The sequence below is a fragment of the Xanthomonas euvesicatoria genome (genome assembly GCF_013112235.1).
GTDB classification, from domain to species: Bacteria; Pseudomonadota; Gammaproteobacteria; order Xanthomonadales; family Xanthomonadaceae; genus Xanthomonas; species Xanthomonas euvesicatoria.
Genome location: NZ_JABFFS010000001.1, coordinates 140,320 through 158,299 on the forward strand (window position 1 = coordinate 140,320; position 17,980 = coordinate 158,299).

A 17,980-nucleotide genomic window follows, 5' to 3' on the forward strand; every position below is an offset into this window, starting at 1 on the left:
GCGCAACCGGCTCACTCTTCGAGTGCGGCGCGGCGCTCGTTTTCCGAATGCTTGCTGATGCCATGCGTGGTCTTCTCCCAATAGAACGGATTGTGGATCAGCTGCCAGAGACCCTTGTAGGCGGCGATCGACTGCAACGCCCAGTAGAACGGCACCGTCAGTGCGTACGGCGCCAGCTTGAAGTAGTCGCGCTTGAACGCTGCAACCAGCGTGATGTAGATGAAGAACGCATTGGCCAGCAGCAGATTGACCAGCGAGACCCCCGCCAGCCACGGCGGGAAGAAGCGTTCGAACATCGTGGTGCCGGTCAGCGCCCACGCCGCGTACAACGCCCAGAGCACCGGCACGCCCAATGCGGTGAAAAAACCGCCGCCGATGAAGAACTGGAACCCCCAAAATCCCTTGAAGCCGGTGCTGCGATACAGATGCACCGGGTCGCGCATGTGCACCAGCCAGGTCTGCATATAGCCCTTAAGCCAGCGCGACCGCTGCCGGATCCAGTTGGGAATGCTGACGTTGGCTTCTTCGAAGGTGGTGGAATTGACCACATTGACGCGGTATCCGTTCTGGATCAGCCGCACGCCCAGATCGGCGTCTTCGGTGACGTTGTACGGATCCCACGCGCGCACCTGGCGCAATACGTCCAGACGGAAGTGATTGGAGGTGCCACCCAACGGAATCGGAATGCGCAGGTATTCCAGCGCCGGCAGGTAAAAGTCGAACCAGAGCGTGTACTCCAGCGTGAACATCCGCGTCAGCCAGTTTTCGTCGGCGTTGTAGTAGTTCAGCCGCGCCTGGATGCACACCACATCCTTTTCGGCCTTGCGGAATGCCGCAACCACGCGCTTGAGCTGGTCCGGCTCGGGCTTGTCTTCGGCGTCGTAGATGGTAAGCAGCTGCCCACGCGCAAAATGCAGTGCGTAGTTGCAGGCCTTGGGCTTGGTCTTGGGCTGCGACGGCGGCACCCGGATGATTTCGAAGAACGCTTCCAGGCCGAGTTTCTTGGCCGCTTCGATGGTGTCCAGGTCGTCCGCTTCCAGCACCAGCTTGACGTCCAGCTTGCTGATCGGGTAATCCAGCTTGCGCAGCGCGTTGGCCAGGATCGGCAGGACTTCCGGCTCCTTGTACATCGGCACCAGCACGGTATAGACCGGCAGGTCGTCGTCGCGCAGCGCGGCCACCTCGTCTTCGGTGACCTTGATGTCGATGCGATGGCGCGAGCCGAACCACACCAGCAGCAACTTCAACCCGAAGGTGGCCAGAAAGCCCAGCGCCACCAGCACGTTGACGGCAATCAGGGCCGGCACCGGGAACAGCACCAACGTCGCCAGCATCACCGCCGCCAACGCCCACAACGCGAACTTCTGCCCGCGCGTGATGACCTGGCGTGCCGAATACGTCGGCGCATGCGCCGCAAGCAGGTTCAGCGCGTTGTCGGTGAGCTGCTCGTCGGCATAGCGCTGCAGGCTCCAGATGATGTCGAATTTGGCGGTACCGACAAAGCGCACGTCTTCGCCGTAATGGGCACGTGCCCAGGCGAACAAGGCCGGATCCGGATCGGCCACCGCCAGCACCAGCACACCGTCCTCGCGCCGCCACGGCAACACCAGGCGCTGCGCGTAGCTATCCAGATCGCCGGGGGTGAGCAGCGCAGGATCCGGCGGCTGCTGCACCAGATCGATGAATTGCAGCCCGAAGTGCGCGGCAACGATGGCGTAGAACCGCTGCGCCGGCACGCCGCGCTGGGCCAGGATCACATCGCCAAGGCGCGAATTCCAGCGTTGCTGCAAGGCCAGCGCCGAGCGCAGCTGTTCATCGGTGATGACGCCTGCCGACACCAGCGCACGACCCAGCAGACCGCGTTCGCGGCCGATGTCCGGTGCTCGTCCCAGCGCGTCCGTTTCGCAGGTGACCGTCATGTGCGGCCCCTCAGAAACGCCACCAGGCGGCCACGAATGGCCCGCCCGCGGCACCGGTGTTGCGCCCCATCACCGGCTGCTGATACCCCACCTGCCATTGGCTGCCACCCGGCGCCGTGTACAGCGTGGACAACTGCAACTTGGTGAGATCGTAGTTGGTGCCGGTGGCGACGAAGCCCACGCCGCCACCGCTACCGGCAACATCGAAGTTGCCACGCCCGTTGCCCAACCCCTGGATCACATTGAGTTCGCCCAACAGCAGCCAACTCGGGGTCAGACTCAGACCTGTGGACGCGTCTACCCGCAGTTCGTCGGACGCCGCGCTTCCGCGCAGGCGGACCGCGCCCCCCAGATCGACATAGCCGTTGCGGCCGCCCAGCGTGTAGCCGCGGCCGCGGCTGTAGCGCAGCTCAAGGCCATAGTCGCCCAGGCCAAGCGCAGGGTCGGAATTGGCAGAAGGATTGTTCGGGTGGTAGGTCTTGCTGCGCCCATACGCGGGGATGCTCACCAGGGCCTGCACGGCACTGCGCCAGACATCGTTCTGCGCGCTCGGCAATGCATAGCGCAAGCCGATTTCCTGATCGGCAAAACCGGTCGTCGTGGTTTGCTGACGGCCGTTGACGGCATCGTGGTTGCTGAAACCCACGTCGTTGAAATAGAAGTTGCCGATGAAGCTGAGCTTTTCGGTCAGACCATGCTCGACGTAGACGTTGAGCTGGTCCTGACGGCTGCGGCCATTGCCATCGAACTGCTGGCCGTCGCCGAAGGTCGTGCGGTGGTGGCTGTCGTCGAACCACCCGCGGCCATCGCTATGCAGCGCCTTGACGATCACCAGGGTGTCGCCCTGCGGCTGGGTCCACGCACCGGCCAATGCGGTACCCGGCAATGCGGCCAGCACACAGCTCAGTGCAAGCGCCGATGCCAGGACCGACAGCGCACGCGGTTGGGTTGGATTGGGATGACACGGCGAGGCAATCGAACTGGACTGAAGCGGGGTAGCGCACGACCGACGTACCCGCCTTTGCGGGTCGTTCTGTAAAGACATTGCACGATTCCTGATGGGGGACCCGGAAGGGACAGGAAGCTAGGGTTGATCACACTTCGGGGCGAAACGTATCACAGTTGCGGCCGGCGCCCCATCACCGACTTATCACAAATTTAACGCGATCCAACTCATTTGTTTTGCAACAAACGCGGCACCTGGGCCACTGCGTGGATCCAGATCGCAAGCCACACGCCAAGCCGCGTCGGCAGCCCGCGTCGATCAGCCTCGAATTTACGAAAATAGCGCCACAATCCACGATGTTTGTGCCACTCCACAAAGAACGGCCGCGCGCGGCTGGAGACCCCGCGTACGTGGAGCACTTGAAGATCGTTGGCCACCGCCACCAGGGCACCGGCCTGGCGGGCGCGCCGGCACAGATCCAGGTCTTCAGCATGCAGCCGGTAACTGCCGTCCCAGCCGCCCAGCCGGTCGAACAGGCTGCGCTGCATCAGCATCAACGCCCCGGAAATGGCATCCACCGGCTGCAAGGCGCGCGACGGATCGGCCGGCACCGCCAGATTGGCGGCGGCGCGCGGCGCGCGCAGCATCGCGGCGAAGTCAGGGTCGCGGCGGCGCACGGCCGCATCCGGGCGCCCCTGCTCATCCACCTGCTCCACCCCCAGCAACACCGCCGGATGTCCCGCTGCCCGGTCGTACAGCTGTAGCAAGGTATCGCGCGCGACCATCAGGTCCGGGTTGATGAAGACCAGCCAGGGTGCCTGCGAATCGCGCGCGCCCTGGTTGCAGGCAGTCGCAAAACCAGGGTTGTCGGGATTGGCGATGAAATGCAGCCGCGCATCGGCCAGGGCATGACGCTGCACCACTTCCAGGGTGTCGTCGCTGGAAGCGTTGTCGACCACGCGGATCTCGCTGATGCCCTCGGCCGCGCGCAATCGCGACAGGCACGCATCGATGGTGCTGCTGCTTTCATAAGTGACGACGACGGCGGCGATCTGGACGGGAGTCATCCGGCCATTATCCGGTGCCGGAGCGGCGCAGCGCCATCTTGGGTTGGCCGATGCTCGCTGCGCGACAGGCGCTGCCGCGGCCGCATCGCGCCGACGTCCGGACGCGATTGGAACGGCGCCACGCTTCCGCTTGCACGCAGTGACCGGGCGCGAACGCGCCTTGCAGCATGGCGACCCACCGCCGCAAGGCGCATACTGCGCGCCCGGAGCCGCACGCGGTTTCCGTTGCCACACTTTTGTGCAACCGGCAAACCGACTGCGCAGCCAGGCAAGCGCGGGCAGCACGCGATGCATGTACCAGGGGTACATCTGCGTCAGAGCGCGTCGCCCGCTGCACCTGATCGCCAGCCGGGTTGCAGGTTGCTTTTGGTGCACTCCCACACCTGATTGTTGAGATGACGGTTAGCGACCTTGCGGTTTCGCGCTGCCTTTTCATTGCTTGCATCGCCGCGACCTGATGGCGGATGCGATGCGACAACGGCCCGGCAGCGCCGTTCTTGTTCTTGCCGGCGCGCGCGCCGCGTCCGCCGCCTTACTCCCGATAACCTGGTCTATACCACTCACCGGCGCAGCACGGTTGCCGCGCCCGTCGGGAGTCAGGCCATGAACGTGCCGCATCAGGTGCATGGCATGAGCCTGGAACTGGCATTGCCGGACTGGCCAGTCCTGACCACCGATGAAATCCATCGCGTGCTGCAGCGGTTTGCGGCGGTGGGCCGCCTCACTGCGGTGCGCTGGCATAGCGCGCGCCCGTTCTCGGCAGCGGCCTGCGTGGACACTGCAAGCGGCCCGGTCATCGTCAAACGCCACCACTGCAGTGTGCGCAGCGTAGCCGCGCTGCGCGAGGAACACAGCTTCATGGCCCATCTGCGCTGGGCCGGCGCGCCGGTGGTGGAGGTGCTGCACGACGCCCGGGGCCGCACTGCGCTGGCGCACGCCGATTGGGTGTACGAAGTGCAGCGGGTGGGTGCGGGGCACGACCTCTACCGCGATGCATTGTCATGGACACCGTTCTCCGATGTTGCGCATGCGCGGGCGGCCGGCGCTGCGTTAGCGCAACTGCATTGCGCGGCCCAGGGCTTCGATGCGCCGGCACGCTCCACCAGCGTGCTGGTCGCCAATCTGCGATTGTTTGCCCAGGCAGACCCCCTGCAGGCGTTGCACGATGCCTTGCCAACGCGGCCGCACCTTGCAGCAGCCCTGCAGGACCGCCCCTGGCCAGACGATCTGGCCACCCACGTGCTGCCCTGGCATGCGCAGGCGTGGCCGCTGCTGTCTGCGCCAGGCGCGCTACCGCCGCTGTGGACCCACGGCGATTGGCATGCGTCCAACCTGCTGTGGGACACCACCGACGGAGCCACCCGCGTCAGCGCCGTCTTCGATTTCGGATTGAGCGATTGCAGCAGCGCGCTATTCGATCTGGCCACCGCGATCGAACGCAACCTCATCCCCTGGTTGCGGCTGGACACCGGCGCACGCGCACAGGCCGAGCTCGACCAGCTCGACGCGCTGCTGGAGGGCTACGCGCAGCATCGCCCACTGGACGCAAACCACTTGCACCGCCTGGCTGCGCTGCTGCCGATCGTGCATGCCGACTTCGCCTTGAGCGAAATGGAATATTTCGCCGGCATCACGCGTTCGCCCGCCAATGTCGATATCGCCTATCACCGCTATCTGCTCGGCCACGCGGACTGGTTCGCCAGCGCCGATGGCCAGCACCTGCTCGCGCATCTGCACGCACGTGCGCGCCGGCTGCCGTGAGCACTTTCCTTTCTCTGTCGAGTCCTGCCCAATGTCCGTTGCCTTCCCCCTGCTGTCCCGCTGCCCGCTCGCGCTTGCACTGGCATTGTGCTGCGCCCCCGCACTGGCGCAGCAACAACCCGGCGCCGATGCGGTCGAACTGGACACGGTCAACGTGCGTGGGGAGCGCGCGCAGACCAGCACGGCATTGAGCGGATTTGGCGCCACCCGGCTGCTGGACGCCCCCGCCTCGATCGCGGTCATCGATCGTGCGCAATTGCTCGATCGCCAGGCACGCGTACTCAGCGAGGTCTTGCGCGCCGATGCCTCTGCCGGCGATGCGTATGCGCCGATCGGCTATTACGAAAACTTCGTGGTGCGCGGCTATTCGCTCAATGCCGCCAACAGTTACCGCATCAACGGCATGAGCGCGGTGGGCGAACAATCGATCGCACTGGAAAACAAACAGCAGGTGCAACTGCTCAAGGGCCTGGCCGGGCTGCAATCGGGCGTCAACGAACCGGCCGGACTGATCGACTACCGCACCAAGCGACCCGAGCACGTGCGCAGCGTCACCCTGGGCACCGACGAACAGGGCTCGCGCTATGTCGCCGCCGATCTGGGCGACTGGTTCGGTGCCGAACGCACGCTGGGCTTACGCGTCAACGCCGCACGCGAAGACATCGACAGCTATGTCGACCATGCCGACGGCTACCGCAATTTCCTGTCGCTGGCCGGCGACTGGAAGATCACCCCGCAGGCGCTGCTGCAGCTGGACGTGGAGTATCAGCACCGGCAACAGCGCTCGGTGCCCGGCTATCAACTGCTGGGCGGCACGCAGGTACCGCGCGATATCGATGTGCACCGCCTGCTCGGCTACCAGCCGTGGGCGCGGCCAGTGGAAATGGATGCGCTCAACGCGCAGCTGCGTTACGCCTACCAGTTCAACGACGACTGGCGCGCAACCGCCGAAGCATCGCGCAGTCGCTCGAAGATCAACGATTTCTCTGCATTCGCCTGGGGCTGTTATGGCGCGGCAAGTTGCGCCGACATCGCCACGCCGAACTTCTTCAGCGCGCAGGGCGAATACGACATCTACGATTACCGCAGCCCCGACGACACCCGCATGCACGATCAGCTGCGTGCCACGCTCGAAGGACACGTCGCGACCGGCGCGTTTGAGCAACACCTGAGCATCGGCGGCGAGTGGCTGCGCCGCACCATCGACCGTTTTGGTTCGGTCAACGAATTCGTCGGCAGCGGCAGCATCGATCGCGACCCGGAGGTCTTTGCGCAGACCGATGTTGCGCTGGACCCCAAGCAGCGCCGTCTGGACAGCCGCCAACGCGCGCTGGTCATGGCCGACCGGATCGGCCTGGGCGCGCAGTGGGAACTGTCGCTTGGCGCGCGCTACGTGCAGCTGGACGAACGCAGCTTCGATCGCGACGGCCTGCTGGAGCGACGCACGCGCAAAGACACGGTACTGCCGCAGGCGGCGCTGCTGTTCAAACCGCAGCAGAACATGTCGCTGTATGCCAGCTACGCCAAGAGCCTGGCGGCCGGCGGCACGGCGCCGTGGTTTGCCGATAACGCCGACCAGATCCTGCCGCCCACCAATGCATACCAGCTGGAAACCGGCGCAAAGATCGACCTGCAGGGCCTGCGTCTGGGCGCGGCACTGTTCGACATCCGCCAGGCCTATCAGTTCACCCAACCGCAGGCCGATGGCGGTCTGCTCTATGTGCAGCAGGGCCGCCTGCACAACCGCGGCCTGGAGCTATCTGCCGACGGTGCGGCGACCCGGCAGCTGCGTCTGTTCGCCAGCGTCGCGGCAATCCGCGCGCGTGCAGAGGACACCGACATTGCCGAGTACGAAGGCCATCAGGCGATCAACGTGCCTAAGCTGCGCGCCAGCGTGCAGGCCGATTACAGCGTGCCCGGTATCGATGGTCTGGCCCTGCTGGGCGGTGTGCAATACAGCGGGCGCAAGTTTGCCGACCGCCTCGGCAACGCCAGCGTGCCGGCCTACACCGTGGCCAACCTGGGTGCCCGCTACGCCACGGCGCTGGGCGGGCTGGCGACCACCTGGCGCGTGAACGTGGACAACGTGTTCGACAAGCGCTATTGGCGCGATTCCGGCGAATATCAGGGCGATGCGTATCTGTTCCCCGGTGCGCCGCGCACCGCACGGCTGACGGTGCAGGTGGATTTCTAACCTGCAGTGTAGGCACACATTGTCGGGCAGCGTCGACAGCCGGTCACCGGCGCTGCCAGCTCGCCTGCGGATTGTGCTCGTGGACGACGAGGTGCCGTGTTCCAAGGCTGAACTGTATGCACCGTCGTCCCAACGCCTCCTACGCCGCAACACGTTGACCTATCACGCACCAGGTACCGCATGTCGCTGCTCGAATCCATCGCTGTCGTGATCAACCTGCTGGGCGTGTGGCTCACCGCGCGGCGCATTCGCTGGTGCTGGCCGGTGGGCATCGTGGCGGTGGCGTTGTATGCGTGGCTGTTCTACCAGTGGAAGCTGTACTCGGACATGCTGCTGCAAGGGGTCTACGTGCTGACCCAGCTCTACGGATGGTGGCACTGGCAACCCGGCAACGCTGCAGACACGCGGATACGCCCGCTGCCGATGCCGTCCGCCGAACGCTGGCTTTCGCTGGGCATCGGCGCGGCGTTCGCTGCGGCGCTCGGCGCCTATATGCATTACCGCACCGATGCGGTGCTGCCGTGGCTGGACGCGGCGCTGGCCAGTTTCAGCCTGGTGGCCAGCGTATGGGCAGCACGCAAGCGCATCGCCAACTGGGTATTGTGGATCGTGCTCGACTGCGTCTACGTCGGCGTCTTCATCAGCAAGGGGCTGTACCCTACTGCCCTGCTCTACGCAGGCTTCGTGGCGCTTGCGGTGTACGGCTGGCATAGCTGGAAAACCCAACAGAAACAGAACCTGGCCGTCGCACGCTAAGCCGGTCGCGGTTTGTGCGCGCGTTCTTCTTTACCATCGCAACATGCACGCCTGCCACCTCATTGCCTTGCTCACGCCCTGCGTCTTCCGCCTGCGGTTCGCCGCATGAGCGTGTCGCGCCAACACACCATCACCGAAGCGATCTCCGCACAAATCTCTGCCGGCGAATGGGGACCGGATCAACGCCTGCCGGTGGAACGCGCGTTGGCCGAGCGATTTTCCTGCACCCGCATCACGCTGCGCGAAGCGCTGCAGCAGCTTGAAGCCGAAGGCCGCATCTATCGCGAAAACCGCCGCGGCTGGTTCGTCAGCGCGCCGCGCGTGCGCTACGACCCCACCAGCATCGCGGGCTTCATGCAGTACGTGGCGGCGCAAGGACGCAAGCCGCGCACTGAATTATTGAGCGCCACCCGGCAGGTCGCGGGCGCGGCTTACGCCGCGGCGTTGCGACTGGACAGCCCGTACGACGAGGTGTTCGTCCTGCAACGTCGGCGCTGGATCGACCGCCGCGCAGTGCTGCTGGAAACCAATGTGGTGCTTGCGGACTGGGCGCCGGGCCTGCTCGAACACGATCTGGCAGGGTCGCTGTCCAGCGTGTTCAACCAGCGGCTGGGACTGTTCCTGAGCCGCGCGCAGCTGTCGATGCATCCGGCCGGATTGGACGCGACACAGGCGATGCTGCTGCAGTCCACGCCCGGCACGCCGTGTTTTCGGCTGCAGCGGATCAGCTTTGCCGAAGACGGCCGCGCGGTGGAACTGGATATCGAATCCTGGCGCCACGACGCATTGGATGTGGTGGTGCGGACCGAGGCGCCGACGCGGTCTGCTTTTTAGGGGTGGGAATCGGGAATCGGGAATCGGGAATCGGGAATCGTTGAAGAGCGTGCCGCATTATTGCGTTCGTGGTGTGTGCGGCTTTGCTGCCACCTCGGTGTCATCAACAGCAGATTCGAAGCTGCTTGATAGGACGGATGACGTTTTCGGCCAGAACGCATCGGTGACGTGCCGGCGGCATCGACGGGGCACGGCTGCTGATTGAGCGGTGGTTCCGCCTTTTGCTTGATGCAGGTGTCACGACATCGATCCGGTCATGCGACAAGTGCGATCGCGAGAGCAGCGAGGCTGCAGCGGAGTGGAACCTGCAGTTGCCATGTGCGCATGATCGGATAACGAACGTCGTCGTGCCTGCGTGATCCATGTAGATTGCGGACGATCACCGTGCCTGACGGTGGGCAGGTCGTTCCGGCGGCGACGCTAGGCGTCGAACAACGCGCGTTGCAGATCCGGTGGCGGGAGGTGCGCCAGGAGTTGCGTCAGCTGGTCGCGCTGCGCGCGCAACGGGTCGTGCATGAGGAAATTGGCCAGGCGCGCATGCCAGGCCGGCCAGCGGGTAGCCAGCGCGTCCATGTCGCCTTCGGCCGGGCGGCCCTCGTGCGGGGAGGCAACGAAGGCGGTGTCGCACAGCACGTTACGCCAGCCCAGCCCACCCATGCGCAGGCTCAGATCCACCAGCGCCGCGTACCAGGAGCCGTAACTGCTGGCGTCCAGGCCACCGGCCTTGCGCCGCGCCGTTCCACGCAACAGCACCGCATGCCCGATCGCCGACGGCAGTTCCGGGTGCAGCGGCGGCATCGCGGCACAGGCAGCCGCAAGCCGCTCGGGTGAATCCGGCATCGGGTTGAGTTCGCCCAGCCGCGGCCAGCTGCAGGCCTCGCCCACATTGCTCCATGGCGTGGCGGTGGCGATCGCGGCGTCGCGTGCAAAACACGCGGTCAGCTGCCGCAACCACCCCGGCAACGGGCAAGCATCCAACCCCAGCACCACCACATCGGCATCGCCGCAGGCGCTGAGCATTTCGTCCAGATGCGCCACCTCGCCCAGCATGCGCTGGCGACGGGTGTAATGCGCCTGCAATGGCGTGCGTGCCAGCCAAGGTTCGATCACTGCGCGCCCGCGCGGGCCGGCCTGCGCATCATCGGCCAGCCACACGCGTGTTCCTGCAGGCGTGGCCGCATCTAATGCGCCCAGACACGCATCCAGCGCCTCGTCGTCGGTGCCCACCGGCACCAGCACGACCGGCAGCGCTGCACTCATTGCGGCTTCTGGTTGGGTTTCAGAGGTTCCATGGCCTTGAATTTCTGGCCATATTCGTCGGTGAGATTGCGCGCTTCCTGCGGGTTACGCACGATCGACGGGGTGATCAGCACGATGACTTCGCGGCGGTTGCTGGTCTTGCCCTTGGTTCCGAACAGCGCACCCACTACCGGCAACTTGCTCAGGAAAGGCACACCGTCGCTTGTATCGGACGTGGTGTCGTCGATCAAACCGGCCAGCATGATGGTATCGCCACTTTGCACCGCCGCCTCGGTCTTGACACGGCGCGTATTGATGTCGACGTTACAGGCAGCAGCGTTGATGGTGGCGGTTGCCGATGTGCACGCCGCCGGCCGATCGCCCGGGCTGCTGACTTCCTGCACGATATCCAGGAACACCATGCCGTCCTTGGTCACGCGCGGACGCACCTTCAAGATGACGCCGGTGTCGATGTACTGCACAGACGAATAGCTGGTGTCGGTGCCGATGCCGGTATTGATGGACGTTGAGTTGATCGCGATACGCGAACCGACATTCAACGTTGCTTCGGCGTTGTTGCGGACGAACACCGAAGGGGTCTGCAACAACCGTACATTGGTGACCTTGTCCAAGGCGGTGATGATGGCGGCGGCATTCTTGCCGAGGAAGCTCCAGGCAAGGCCCTCGGTGCCGGTCACCTTGCCGGCGATATCACCCCAGATGTTGCGCCCTGCGGCACTGGGCAACCCCGCGCCGCCGAAACCGTAGGTGGTCGAATCGGAGGCAGCATTCACCGCATTTTCGAAATACCAATTGACGCCGTAACTCAGCGCGCCCGTCAAGTTCACCTCGGCTACCTGCGCTTCGATATGCACTTGCATCGGCATCACGTCGAGCTTCTCGATGACGTCGCGGATCGAGCTCCATGCCTGCGGCGTGGAGCGCACCAGCAAGGTATTGGTCTCGGCCACCGCCGAGACACCCACCTTGTCGCCGGCCACTTCCAGCGTCACTGCGCCGTTGCCATTGCTGCGCGGCGACAGCTGCAGGCTGCCGTTACCCAAACCACCACTGCTGCTACCGCTGGTGCCGAAACCGCTGCCCGACGAACTGCCATCGCTGCTGTCGCCGATGCTGCCGCCGGTCATGCCGGAGCTGCTGCCCAGGCTGCTGTCGCGGTTGCCGAGCGTGCCACCGAGCACGCTGGTTTCGGACCCCGGCGCCAGCGACGCATTGGAATCGCCACCGTTGCTGCGGCCACCGAACACTTCCGAAAGCCGATCGGCCAGGTCCTTGGCCTTGATGTACTTCAGCTCGTAGGAGAACAGCCGCACGCCGCCACCGGCACTGTCGATACGGTCCAGCCATTGCTGGATCTGATCCAGATAACGCGGCTGCGGGGTGATCACCAGCACCGCGTTGGCGTTTTCCAGCGGCATGAAACGGAACATGCCGGCGCTGGGGGTCTTGCTCTGCTCGCCGAACACCTTTTCCAGATCCGCGCTGACCTTTTCGGCCTTGCCGGACTGGATCGGAAACACGCCCACCGACATGCCCGACAACCAGTCCACGTCGAAGATCTGCACGGTGCGCAGGTAGTTTTCCAGCTCCGCGCGAGTGCCGCCCAGGGTGATCACATTGCGCGCCGGGTCGGTGCCGACGATGGCGTTCGGGCGCGCGTACGGCTCCAGCACCTTTTTCATTTCGCTGGCGGAAATGAACTTCAGCGGCACCACGCGCACCTCGAAACCGCGTGCGGCAGAGGGCGATGCGGTGCTGGGCGCCACGGTGCCGGCCAACGCCTGGTCGGCCGGCACGATGTTGTAGCGGCCACCGCTGAATACCATGCGGGCGTTATTCCAGCCCAGCACCATCTCCAGCAGGTTCAGCGCCTGCGCGGGCGACACCGGATTGGGCGTGGCCAAGGTCACGGTGCCCTGCACGCCGGGCGCGATGACGTAGTTCTGGCCGAGCATGTCGCCCAGGATCGCCTTGACCACCGCCTGCACCGATTCGCCTTCGAAATTGAAGGTGGCACTGCCGCTGCTGGCCATGCCCAGCGTGGGCGCCGGCGCGGACGCGGCGCCCTGGTTGATCATGGTGCCGCTGCCGCGCCGGATCACCGGACTGGGCTTGGCACTGGCGTTGGCGTTGCCATCGGCAGCCTGCTCGGCGGCGGTCTGGGTGGCGCCGGCAGCACCGACTTGCGGATCCAGGCGCGCGTTGCGGCGCACGTCCGGCGGCGGAGTGGTGGCGCAACCGGCCAGCAGGCCAATCAGCAGGGACACGGGAAACAGGCGCGGCGTCATGCGTTCACTCATTGGGTCTGACCGGGGGTAGAGCCGCTCTGGCGCTGCTGTTGCAGCAGGCGGCGTCGGGCTTCGATGCGTTCGCGGATGGCACGCATCTGATCGTCGGAGGGGCGTGGGGCTTCCTGCGCGCCATCGCTGCGCTGCGGCGGCACGGTTGGCGGTGTCTGCCCGCCTGGCTGCTGCTGTTGCACCGGCGCGACCGGTTGCGGTTGCGGCGGCTGCGGCGGGGCAAGTGCGGCAGCGTCGGGGGACGGTACCGGCGGGGTGGCAGTGGCGGCACCCCGTGCGGCGGCATTGGCGGTGGGCGGCTGCCCGCCCTGGCCGTTGAACACATGCAATTCCAGGGTTTGCGTGCCGCTGGGGCCTTCGATGGTTGCGCTACGCGGCTGCAGGGCGAGCAGGCGCCAGCCTTTCACCGCTTCGCCGCCCAGCTGCACGCGCACCGAATCCTGCGGGTCCAGGGTCAACGTCGCCATCTTGAAGTTGTCCGTCAGCAGCACGCCGGTCAGGCGTACTGTCGAAGCGGCGCTGCTGCCATCGTTGCCGGACAGGAAGAACGGATGCGGCAGGCGGTCTTCGGCAAACGCCGGGTGCGCGGCGATTTCCGAATATTTCTCGAATGCGCCCAGGCGCTCCGGCGCCGGTGCCGGCAACGTGGGCAGACGCTGCACCAGCGCCGGGTCGTCGGGCAGCAGCTCGACGCGCTTGCCCAGGCCGGCGACGGCCAGCACGCACACCAGCAGCGCCCAACCGACCACGGTGGCCAGCAGCCAGGTGCGCAGGCCGATCATGTCAAGGCGCATTGCTGGCCTCCGCGGCGTTGGGGGCAGCAGGTGCGGCCTCGTTGTTCAGCGGTGCGGCGCTGGCGCCCGGGCGCAGATAGCCGGCCAGCTCGAAGGCGATATCCAGGCCGTTGCCGCTTTCGTTGGGCGAAAGCTGGTAGCGCTGCGCCATCACGTTGAGGTTGTCCACGAACAAGCGCGGCGTGCCGTTTTCCAGGCTGTACAGCACCGAGGCCAGTTCCGGCGTGCCGCAGCGCAGACGCACCTGCACCGCCACGCGGGTGAAGCGGTTCTTGCTCTCCGGCTGCAACGGCGAGCGGTTGCTGATGGCACAGCTGCGGTTGCCAGGGCTGGCCTCCACCACCGCGCGTTCCAGCCGCTGCACCAGCCCGGCGGAGGCGAGTTCGGCCGAGGTTTCCGGCAGGAAGCCCGGGCGGCTTTCCAGCGTCTGCCGCGCCTGCTGCAGCCGCTTGCTGACTTCCGGCGCCTGCTGCAATTGCACGCGCACGCGCAGCTCGCGTTCGCGCAGCGCCTGCAGGTCGTCCTGCACCGCGATCATCGGTTGGGTGAACCATGGGTGCACCAGCACCAGGTAGGCCACGCCGATCACCAGCAACAGCAGGCCCAAAGCGATCCAGCGATCGCGCTTAACGCTGCGTGGCATCGGCCGCCTCCTTCGCATCGGGGCCGGCAAGCTCGGCGGTGATGGTGAAACGGTCGACATTCCGGCCGGCATCGCTCTGCAGCACGCCGGTCAACGACGGCGTACGCCACAACGGCGAGCCTTCCAGACGACGCACCAGCGAAGAGGCTTCGTTGCTCAATCCGATCAACTGCAGTTGCCCGCCTTCGACCGAAAATTTTTCTAGATACGTGCCACCGGGCAGGCGCCGGCTCAGTTCGTCCCAGATTTCGACCGAGGTCGGGCGGGTGGCGCGTTGCTGCTGGAAGAACCGCGCGCCTTCGACCAGGTCCATCAATTGCTGCCGTTCGGCAGCGACCTTGCGCGCGCGCGCGGCGTTGGCCTGCACCTTGGCGCGCAGATCGTCGGCGGCCTGACGGCGGTTGTCGAGCAGCAGCCAGCCGGCAACGGCCAGCAGCACCAGCGCAGAGGCGGCCAGCAACAGATTCCAGCGCTGCATCGGGTCGCTGCGGCGCAGGCGTCGCGCCGGCGGCAGCAGGTTCACGCCCAACGGCAGGCCATTGGCGTCGGTCACATCGATGCCCGACAGCGCGCTGCTCCATGCGTCCGGCACACCGGCCGGGCCATCGACCATGCGTCGCGGCACCACCACCAGTTCGGCATCGAGCTGGCCGTCTTCGCGCACATCGAGCACGCGCGCATCGAAATACACCTGGTCGGCAGTGAACGGGGTTTGTCGATCGATCTCGAAACGCGCCACGTCCTGCAGGCGCGCCGCTGCCGCTGCGGGCAGGCGCAATGGCCGGCGCAAGGCGTGCGCGGCCGGCAACAGCCAATGCCGCGGCAGGCCTTCAAGCGCTGTCGGCAGCAAGCCATTGACTTCCTGCGGATGCACCGGCCACGGCAGGCTGGCGACGGTGTCGCAGCTGTGATCGCGCTGGCGCAGCAACTGCAGCGTGTCGCCATCCTGTTGCAACAACAGGCGTGCCTGCGACAGACCCAACTGCCATTGCCACCGCTGCGGCAGCCAGGCCAGCAGCGATTGTTGCCACCAACGCCAGAAGCCTCCGGCTCCCGGCATGGCGCGTACGCCGATACGACCCAAGGTATCCCGCCATGCGGTCATTGCACTGCTGCTCCCTCTTCCCAACGCAACACGGTATAGGCCGACCCTGGTAATGCGGACGCGCTGGTCGACACCACCGCCCGCAACACGGCCTCGCGTCCCTGACTCAGTCGCGCCCGGCTCTCGATACTATAAGTGTCAGACCCACCGACCGTCGCCTCGCTGCCCGGCAAACCCAGCGGCGCGTCACGCTGGGCCAGCAGTTGCTGCGCGTCCAACCCCATCGCGGTGAGCACCGGGGCGGGCGCAAAACGCGCTTCAGGCCGCGAACGACCGCTGTACAGCGTGACGTTGGGCAACAGCTTGCGATACAACTCGCCGTCGATGCCCAACACCAGGCGCAGTTCGCCCAGGGTTTCGAATGGACTGTCTTTTGCGCCATACGGCAGCCCGGCATCGGCGTAATCGCGATCTTCCGCGCCACCGCCGGGCTGGCTCAACGAATCGCCATCGCGCCAATCGACGATGGCACCGGCGATGCGCCCGGCACTGGCCTGCTCGCCGCCCACCGCGCGCACCAGACCGGCGAGCAAGGTGGGCTCGGCCATGTTCAGATCCACCTTGCCGCTTTCATCGGTGATACGAATCTCCACGCTGGCATCGTCCATCTGCCAGCGATAACGTCGGCCGTCCGGGCGCCAGCGTGCCTGGGTGTCGGCATCTTGCAAGCGAAACAATGCGTATTCCAGGCCAGAACGTGCGTACTCCTGCGCCTGCGCACCGTTGCGCAGCATGCTGCCCTGCAGCGCTTCCACGCGTGCGGTGAGCGCGAACGCACCGATCATCGCGGTAAGCAATGCGATCAACCACAACACCAGCACCAGCGCGGCACCGCGCGAACGACTCATTGCCCTGCCCCCGGGTTGCTGGATTGCGGCAACGCCACCACCATCGGCGGCCATGCGGCATCGTCGCTGCGGATGTCGATGCGCACCATCAGCGGCAGGCGGTCGTGCCATTCCCACTGCGGCAGCCACGCGCTCAGGCGCCCGGTTTGCGGATCCATGCCGCGATACCGAAAACTCACCTGTTGCACGCCTTGGGCAAGGATCTCCGGCGGCAGCGGGCTGCTTTCTTCGATCGACTTGCCGGACTGCAGCATGGTCAAGGCAATCAGCAGGTTGCGCCGATCGCCATCGCCGGCGACCGACAGGTCGTGCAGATACGGCCCGCCGCGTCCCAGGTAATCGGGCACGTCTGCGGCAAAGCGCAGGCGTTGCGGCTCGCCGATGAACAGGATCGGCTGCTGGCTTTGCGTATCGATGCCCATGGCGATAGGCAATGCGGCGGCCAGGCGCCGCCGCAGGAATTCTTCCACCGCACGTACGCGCTCGCTGCGCTGTGCGATCGCTTCGCCGCGCTGACTCACCGCACTGGCCGAGCGCAAGGTGGCAAACGCCAACGCCAACCCACCGACCAGCAACATCGTGGCCAGCAGCACTTCGATCAAGGTGAAGCCTGCGCTGCGCGAACGGCTCATGGCGGGCTGCCCTGCGTGTTGGCCGCCACCAGCCGCAACGTGCGCCATTGCAGCATCTGATTGGGCTGCTCGCCCCAGCGCACCACCAAGGTCAATTGCAGCAGCCGGTGCGCGCCGGGCGACATCGGCGCCTGCGGGTTGCGCCGTGGCTCGTCGTACGGGCGCACGTCCATCGACCAGCGAAAGTGGCCGTTTTCGAACGTGCCTTGTTGCTGCTCGGGCTGCAGCGGCTTGTCGATGCCCTGCACGGCCAGCAGCGACTGCGCGTGCAAGGTGGCGCGCGTGCTTTCATCGGCCGCGCGCACCTGGCGTGCGGCGCCGGACAACGACCCCAGCAACAGGGTCAATGCCAACGCCAGCAACGCGAAGGCAACGATCACTTCGATCAGGGTGTAACCGCGCTGACGCTTCATGGCGCCGGCGTCCGCAAGGGGCCAGAACGCACCTCACCGGTGATCCAGCCCACGTCCACGCGCCATCGGGCGTCCTTGACCTGCAGATCGATGCGCCCCCCGGTGGACGCACCATCCGGAAAAAACTGGATCGCGCCCTGATCCTGCCGCGATTGCACCTGGCGCGCGCCGGTGAAGCGCACTTCCAGCGACGGCGGCAGATCGCCGTGATGGCCGCCGGGTGCTTCCCAGCGCCGCTGCTGCGGGTCGATCAGAAACCGCTGCGGTGTGCCGGTGGCAATCGCCTGGGTGCGCGTGTAGCGCAGCTGCGAGGCGATGGCCTTGCCGGCAGTGCGCAGGCGCATGCCGTCGATGCCGCCGTTCAATGCTGCGGCAGCAAGCACGCCGGCCATTGCGATCAACGCGATCACCAGCAGCATCTCCAGCAACGAGGTGCCACGCGCGCGTGCCCGACCAGGGCCGACCACTCCATGCCGATGACGCAACGACTGACACGCAACGCGCATGG

Annotated in this window: 16 protein-coding genes; 4 read left to right on the forward strand and 12 right to left on the reverse strand. The window is 65.9% G+C overall.

The genetic code is table 11. From position 1 onward, the window contains the following. Positions 1–11 precede the first annotated feature (11 nt). The 3 genes from HLH45_RS00510 to HLH45_RS00520 form a co-directional block, all read right to left on the reverse strand. On the reverse strand, positions 12–1,919 hold the full coding sequence (locus HLH45_RS00510; protein WP_008573752.1) for a glycosyltransferase family 2 protein: 1,908 nt from the start codon (positions 1,917–1,919) through the stop codon (positions 12–14). 10 nt (positions 1,920–1,929) lie between these two features. Continuing rightward, positions 1,930–2,964: a hypothetical protein gene (locus HLH45_RS00515; RefSeq protein WP_033478778.1), complete on the reverse strand. Its 1,035-nt coding sequence runs from the start codon at positions 2,962–2,964 to the stop codon at positions 1,930–1,932. A 128-nt stretch (positions 2,965–3,092) separates the two neighbouring features. Next, a complete protein-coding gene (locus tag HLH45_RS00520; protein ID WP_008573749.1) occupies positions 3,093–3,932 on the reverse strand; it encodes a glycosyltransferase family 2 protein in 840 nt (279 codons plus the stop codon). Positions 3,933–4,535: 603 nt separating this feature from the next. Here HLH45_RS00520 and HLH45_RS00525 point away from each other — a divergent pair. The 4 genes from HLH45_RS00525 (at position 4,536) to HLH45_RS00540 (ending at position 9,477) form a co-directional block, all read left to right on the forward strand. Continuing rightward, complete coding sequence (locus HLH45_RS00525; RefSeq protein ID WP_008573742.1) at positions 4,536–5,693, forward strand: phosphotransferase enzyme family protein; 1,158 nt, start codon at positions 4,536–4,538, stop codon at positions 5,691–5,693. Between the two features lie 31 nt (positions 5,694–5,724). Continuing rightward, a complete protein-coding gene (locus tag HLH45_RS00530; protein WP_008573741.1) occupies positions 5,725–7,887 on the forward strand; it encodes a TonB-dependent receptor in 2,163 nt (720 codons plus the stop codon). A gap of 180 nt (positions 7,888–8,067) precedes the next feature. Beyond that, on the forward strand, positions 8,068–8,643 hold the full coding sequence (gene pnuC, locus HLH45_RS00535) for a nicotinamide riboside transporter PnuC (protein ID WP_008573740.1): 576 nt from the start codon (positions 8,068–8,070) through the stop codon (positions 8,641–8,643). A 105-nt stretch (positions 8,644–8,748) separates the two neighbouring features. Next, a complete protein-coding gene (locus tag HLH45_RS00540; RefSeq protein ID WP_008573738.1) occupies positions 8,749–9,477 on the forward strand; it encodes a UTRA domain-containing protein in 729 nt (242 codons plus the stop codon). A 420-nt stretch (positions 9,478–9,897) separates the two neighbouring features. On the opposite strand, the gene HLH45_RS00545 is transcribed toward HLH45_RS00540, so the two are convergent. From HLH45_RS00545 to xpsH, 9 genes are read right to left on the reverse strand one after another with little or no spacing between them, the layout of a single operon-like run. Continuing rightward, positions 9,898–10,737, reverse strand: a complete 840-nt coding sequence (locus HLH45_RS00545) for a glycosyltransferase family 2 protein (protein WP_008573736.1) — start codon at positions 10,735–10,737, stop codon at positions 9,898–9,900. Further along, positions 10,734–13,037 (reverse strand): type II secretion system secretin GspD, encoded by a 2,304-nt coding sequence (gene gspD, locus HLH45_RS00550; protein ID WP_031424343.1) that lies wholly within the window; start codon positions 13,035–13,037, stop codon positions 10,734–10,736. Before gspD ends, HLH45_RS00545 begins: the two co-directional genes overlap by 4 nt. After that, positions 13,034–13,831 carry a type II secretion system protein XpsN gene (gene xpsN, locus HLH45_RS00555; protein ID WP_008576222.1) on the reverse strand — a complete coding sequence of 266 codons (798 nt, stop codon included), beginning with the start codon at positions 13,829–13,831 and terminating at the stop codon, positions 13,034–13,036. Before xpsN ends, gspD begins: the two co-directional genes overlap by 4 nt. Further along, entirely contained in the window at positions 13,821–14,474 is a 654-nt protein-coding gene (gene gspM / locus HLH45_RS00560) for a type II secretion system protein GspM (protein WP_005913511.1), read from the reverse strand. Before gspM ends, xpsN begins: the two co-directional genes overlap by 11 nt. Continuing rightward, positions 14,458–15,579, reverse strand: coding sequence for a PilN domain-containing protein (locus HLH45_RS00565; RefSeq protein ID WP_008576220.1), 1,122 nt, complete (start codon positions 15,577–15,579; stop codon positions 14,458–14,460). The genes gspM and HLH45_RS00565 overlap by 17 nt, the downstream gene beginning before the upstream one ends. Beyond that, complete coding sequence (locus HLH45_RS00570; RefSeq protein ID WP_005913507.1) at positions 15,576–16,427, reverse strand: type II secretion system minor pseudopilin; 852 nt, start codon at positions 16,425–16,427, stop codon at positions 15,576–15,578. Before HLH45_RS00570 ends, HLH45_RS00565 begins: the two co-directional genes overlap by 4 nt. Further along, positions 16,424–17,059: a type II secretion system protein J gene (locus HLH45_RS00575; protein WP_008576217.1), complete on the reverse strand. Its 636-nt coding sequence runs from the start codon at positions 17,057–17,059 to the stop codon at positions 16,424–16,426. Before HLH45_RS00575 ends, HLH45_RS00570 begins: the two co-directional genes overlap by 4 nt. Next, positions 17,056–17,472 (reverse strand): type II secretion system protein XpsI, encoded by a 417-nt coding sequence (xpsI, locus tag HLH45_RS00580; protein ID WP_008576216.1) that lies wholly within the window; start codon positions 17,470–17,472, stop codon positions 17,056–17,058. The genes HLH45_RS00575 and xpsI overlap by 4 nt, the downstream gene beginning before the upstream one ends. Then, the gene (gene xpsH / locus HLH45_RS00585) at positions 17,469–17,978 is read right to left on the reverse strand and encodes a type II secretion system protein XpsH (protein ID WP_008576214.1); all 510 of its coding nucleotides are present in this window, start codon (positions 17,976–17,978) and stop codon (positions 17,469–17,471) included. The genes xpsI and xpsH overlap by 4 nt, the downstream gene beginning before the upstream one ends. Between the last annotated feature and the right edge of the window lie 2 nt (positions 17,979–17,980).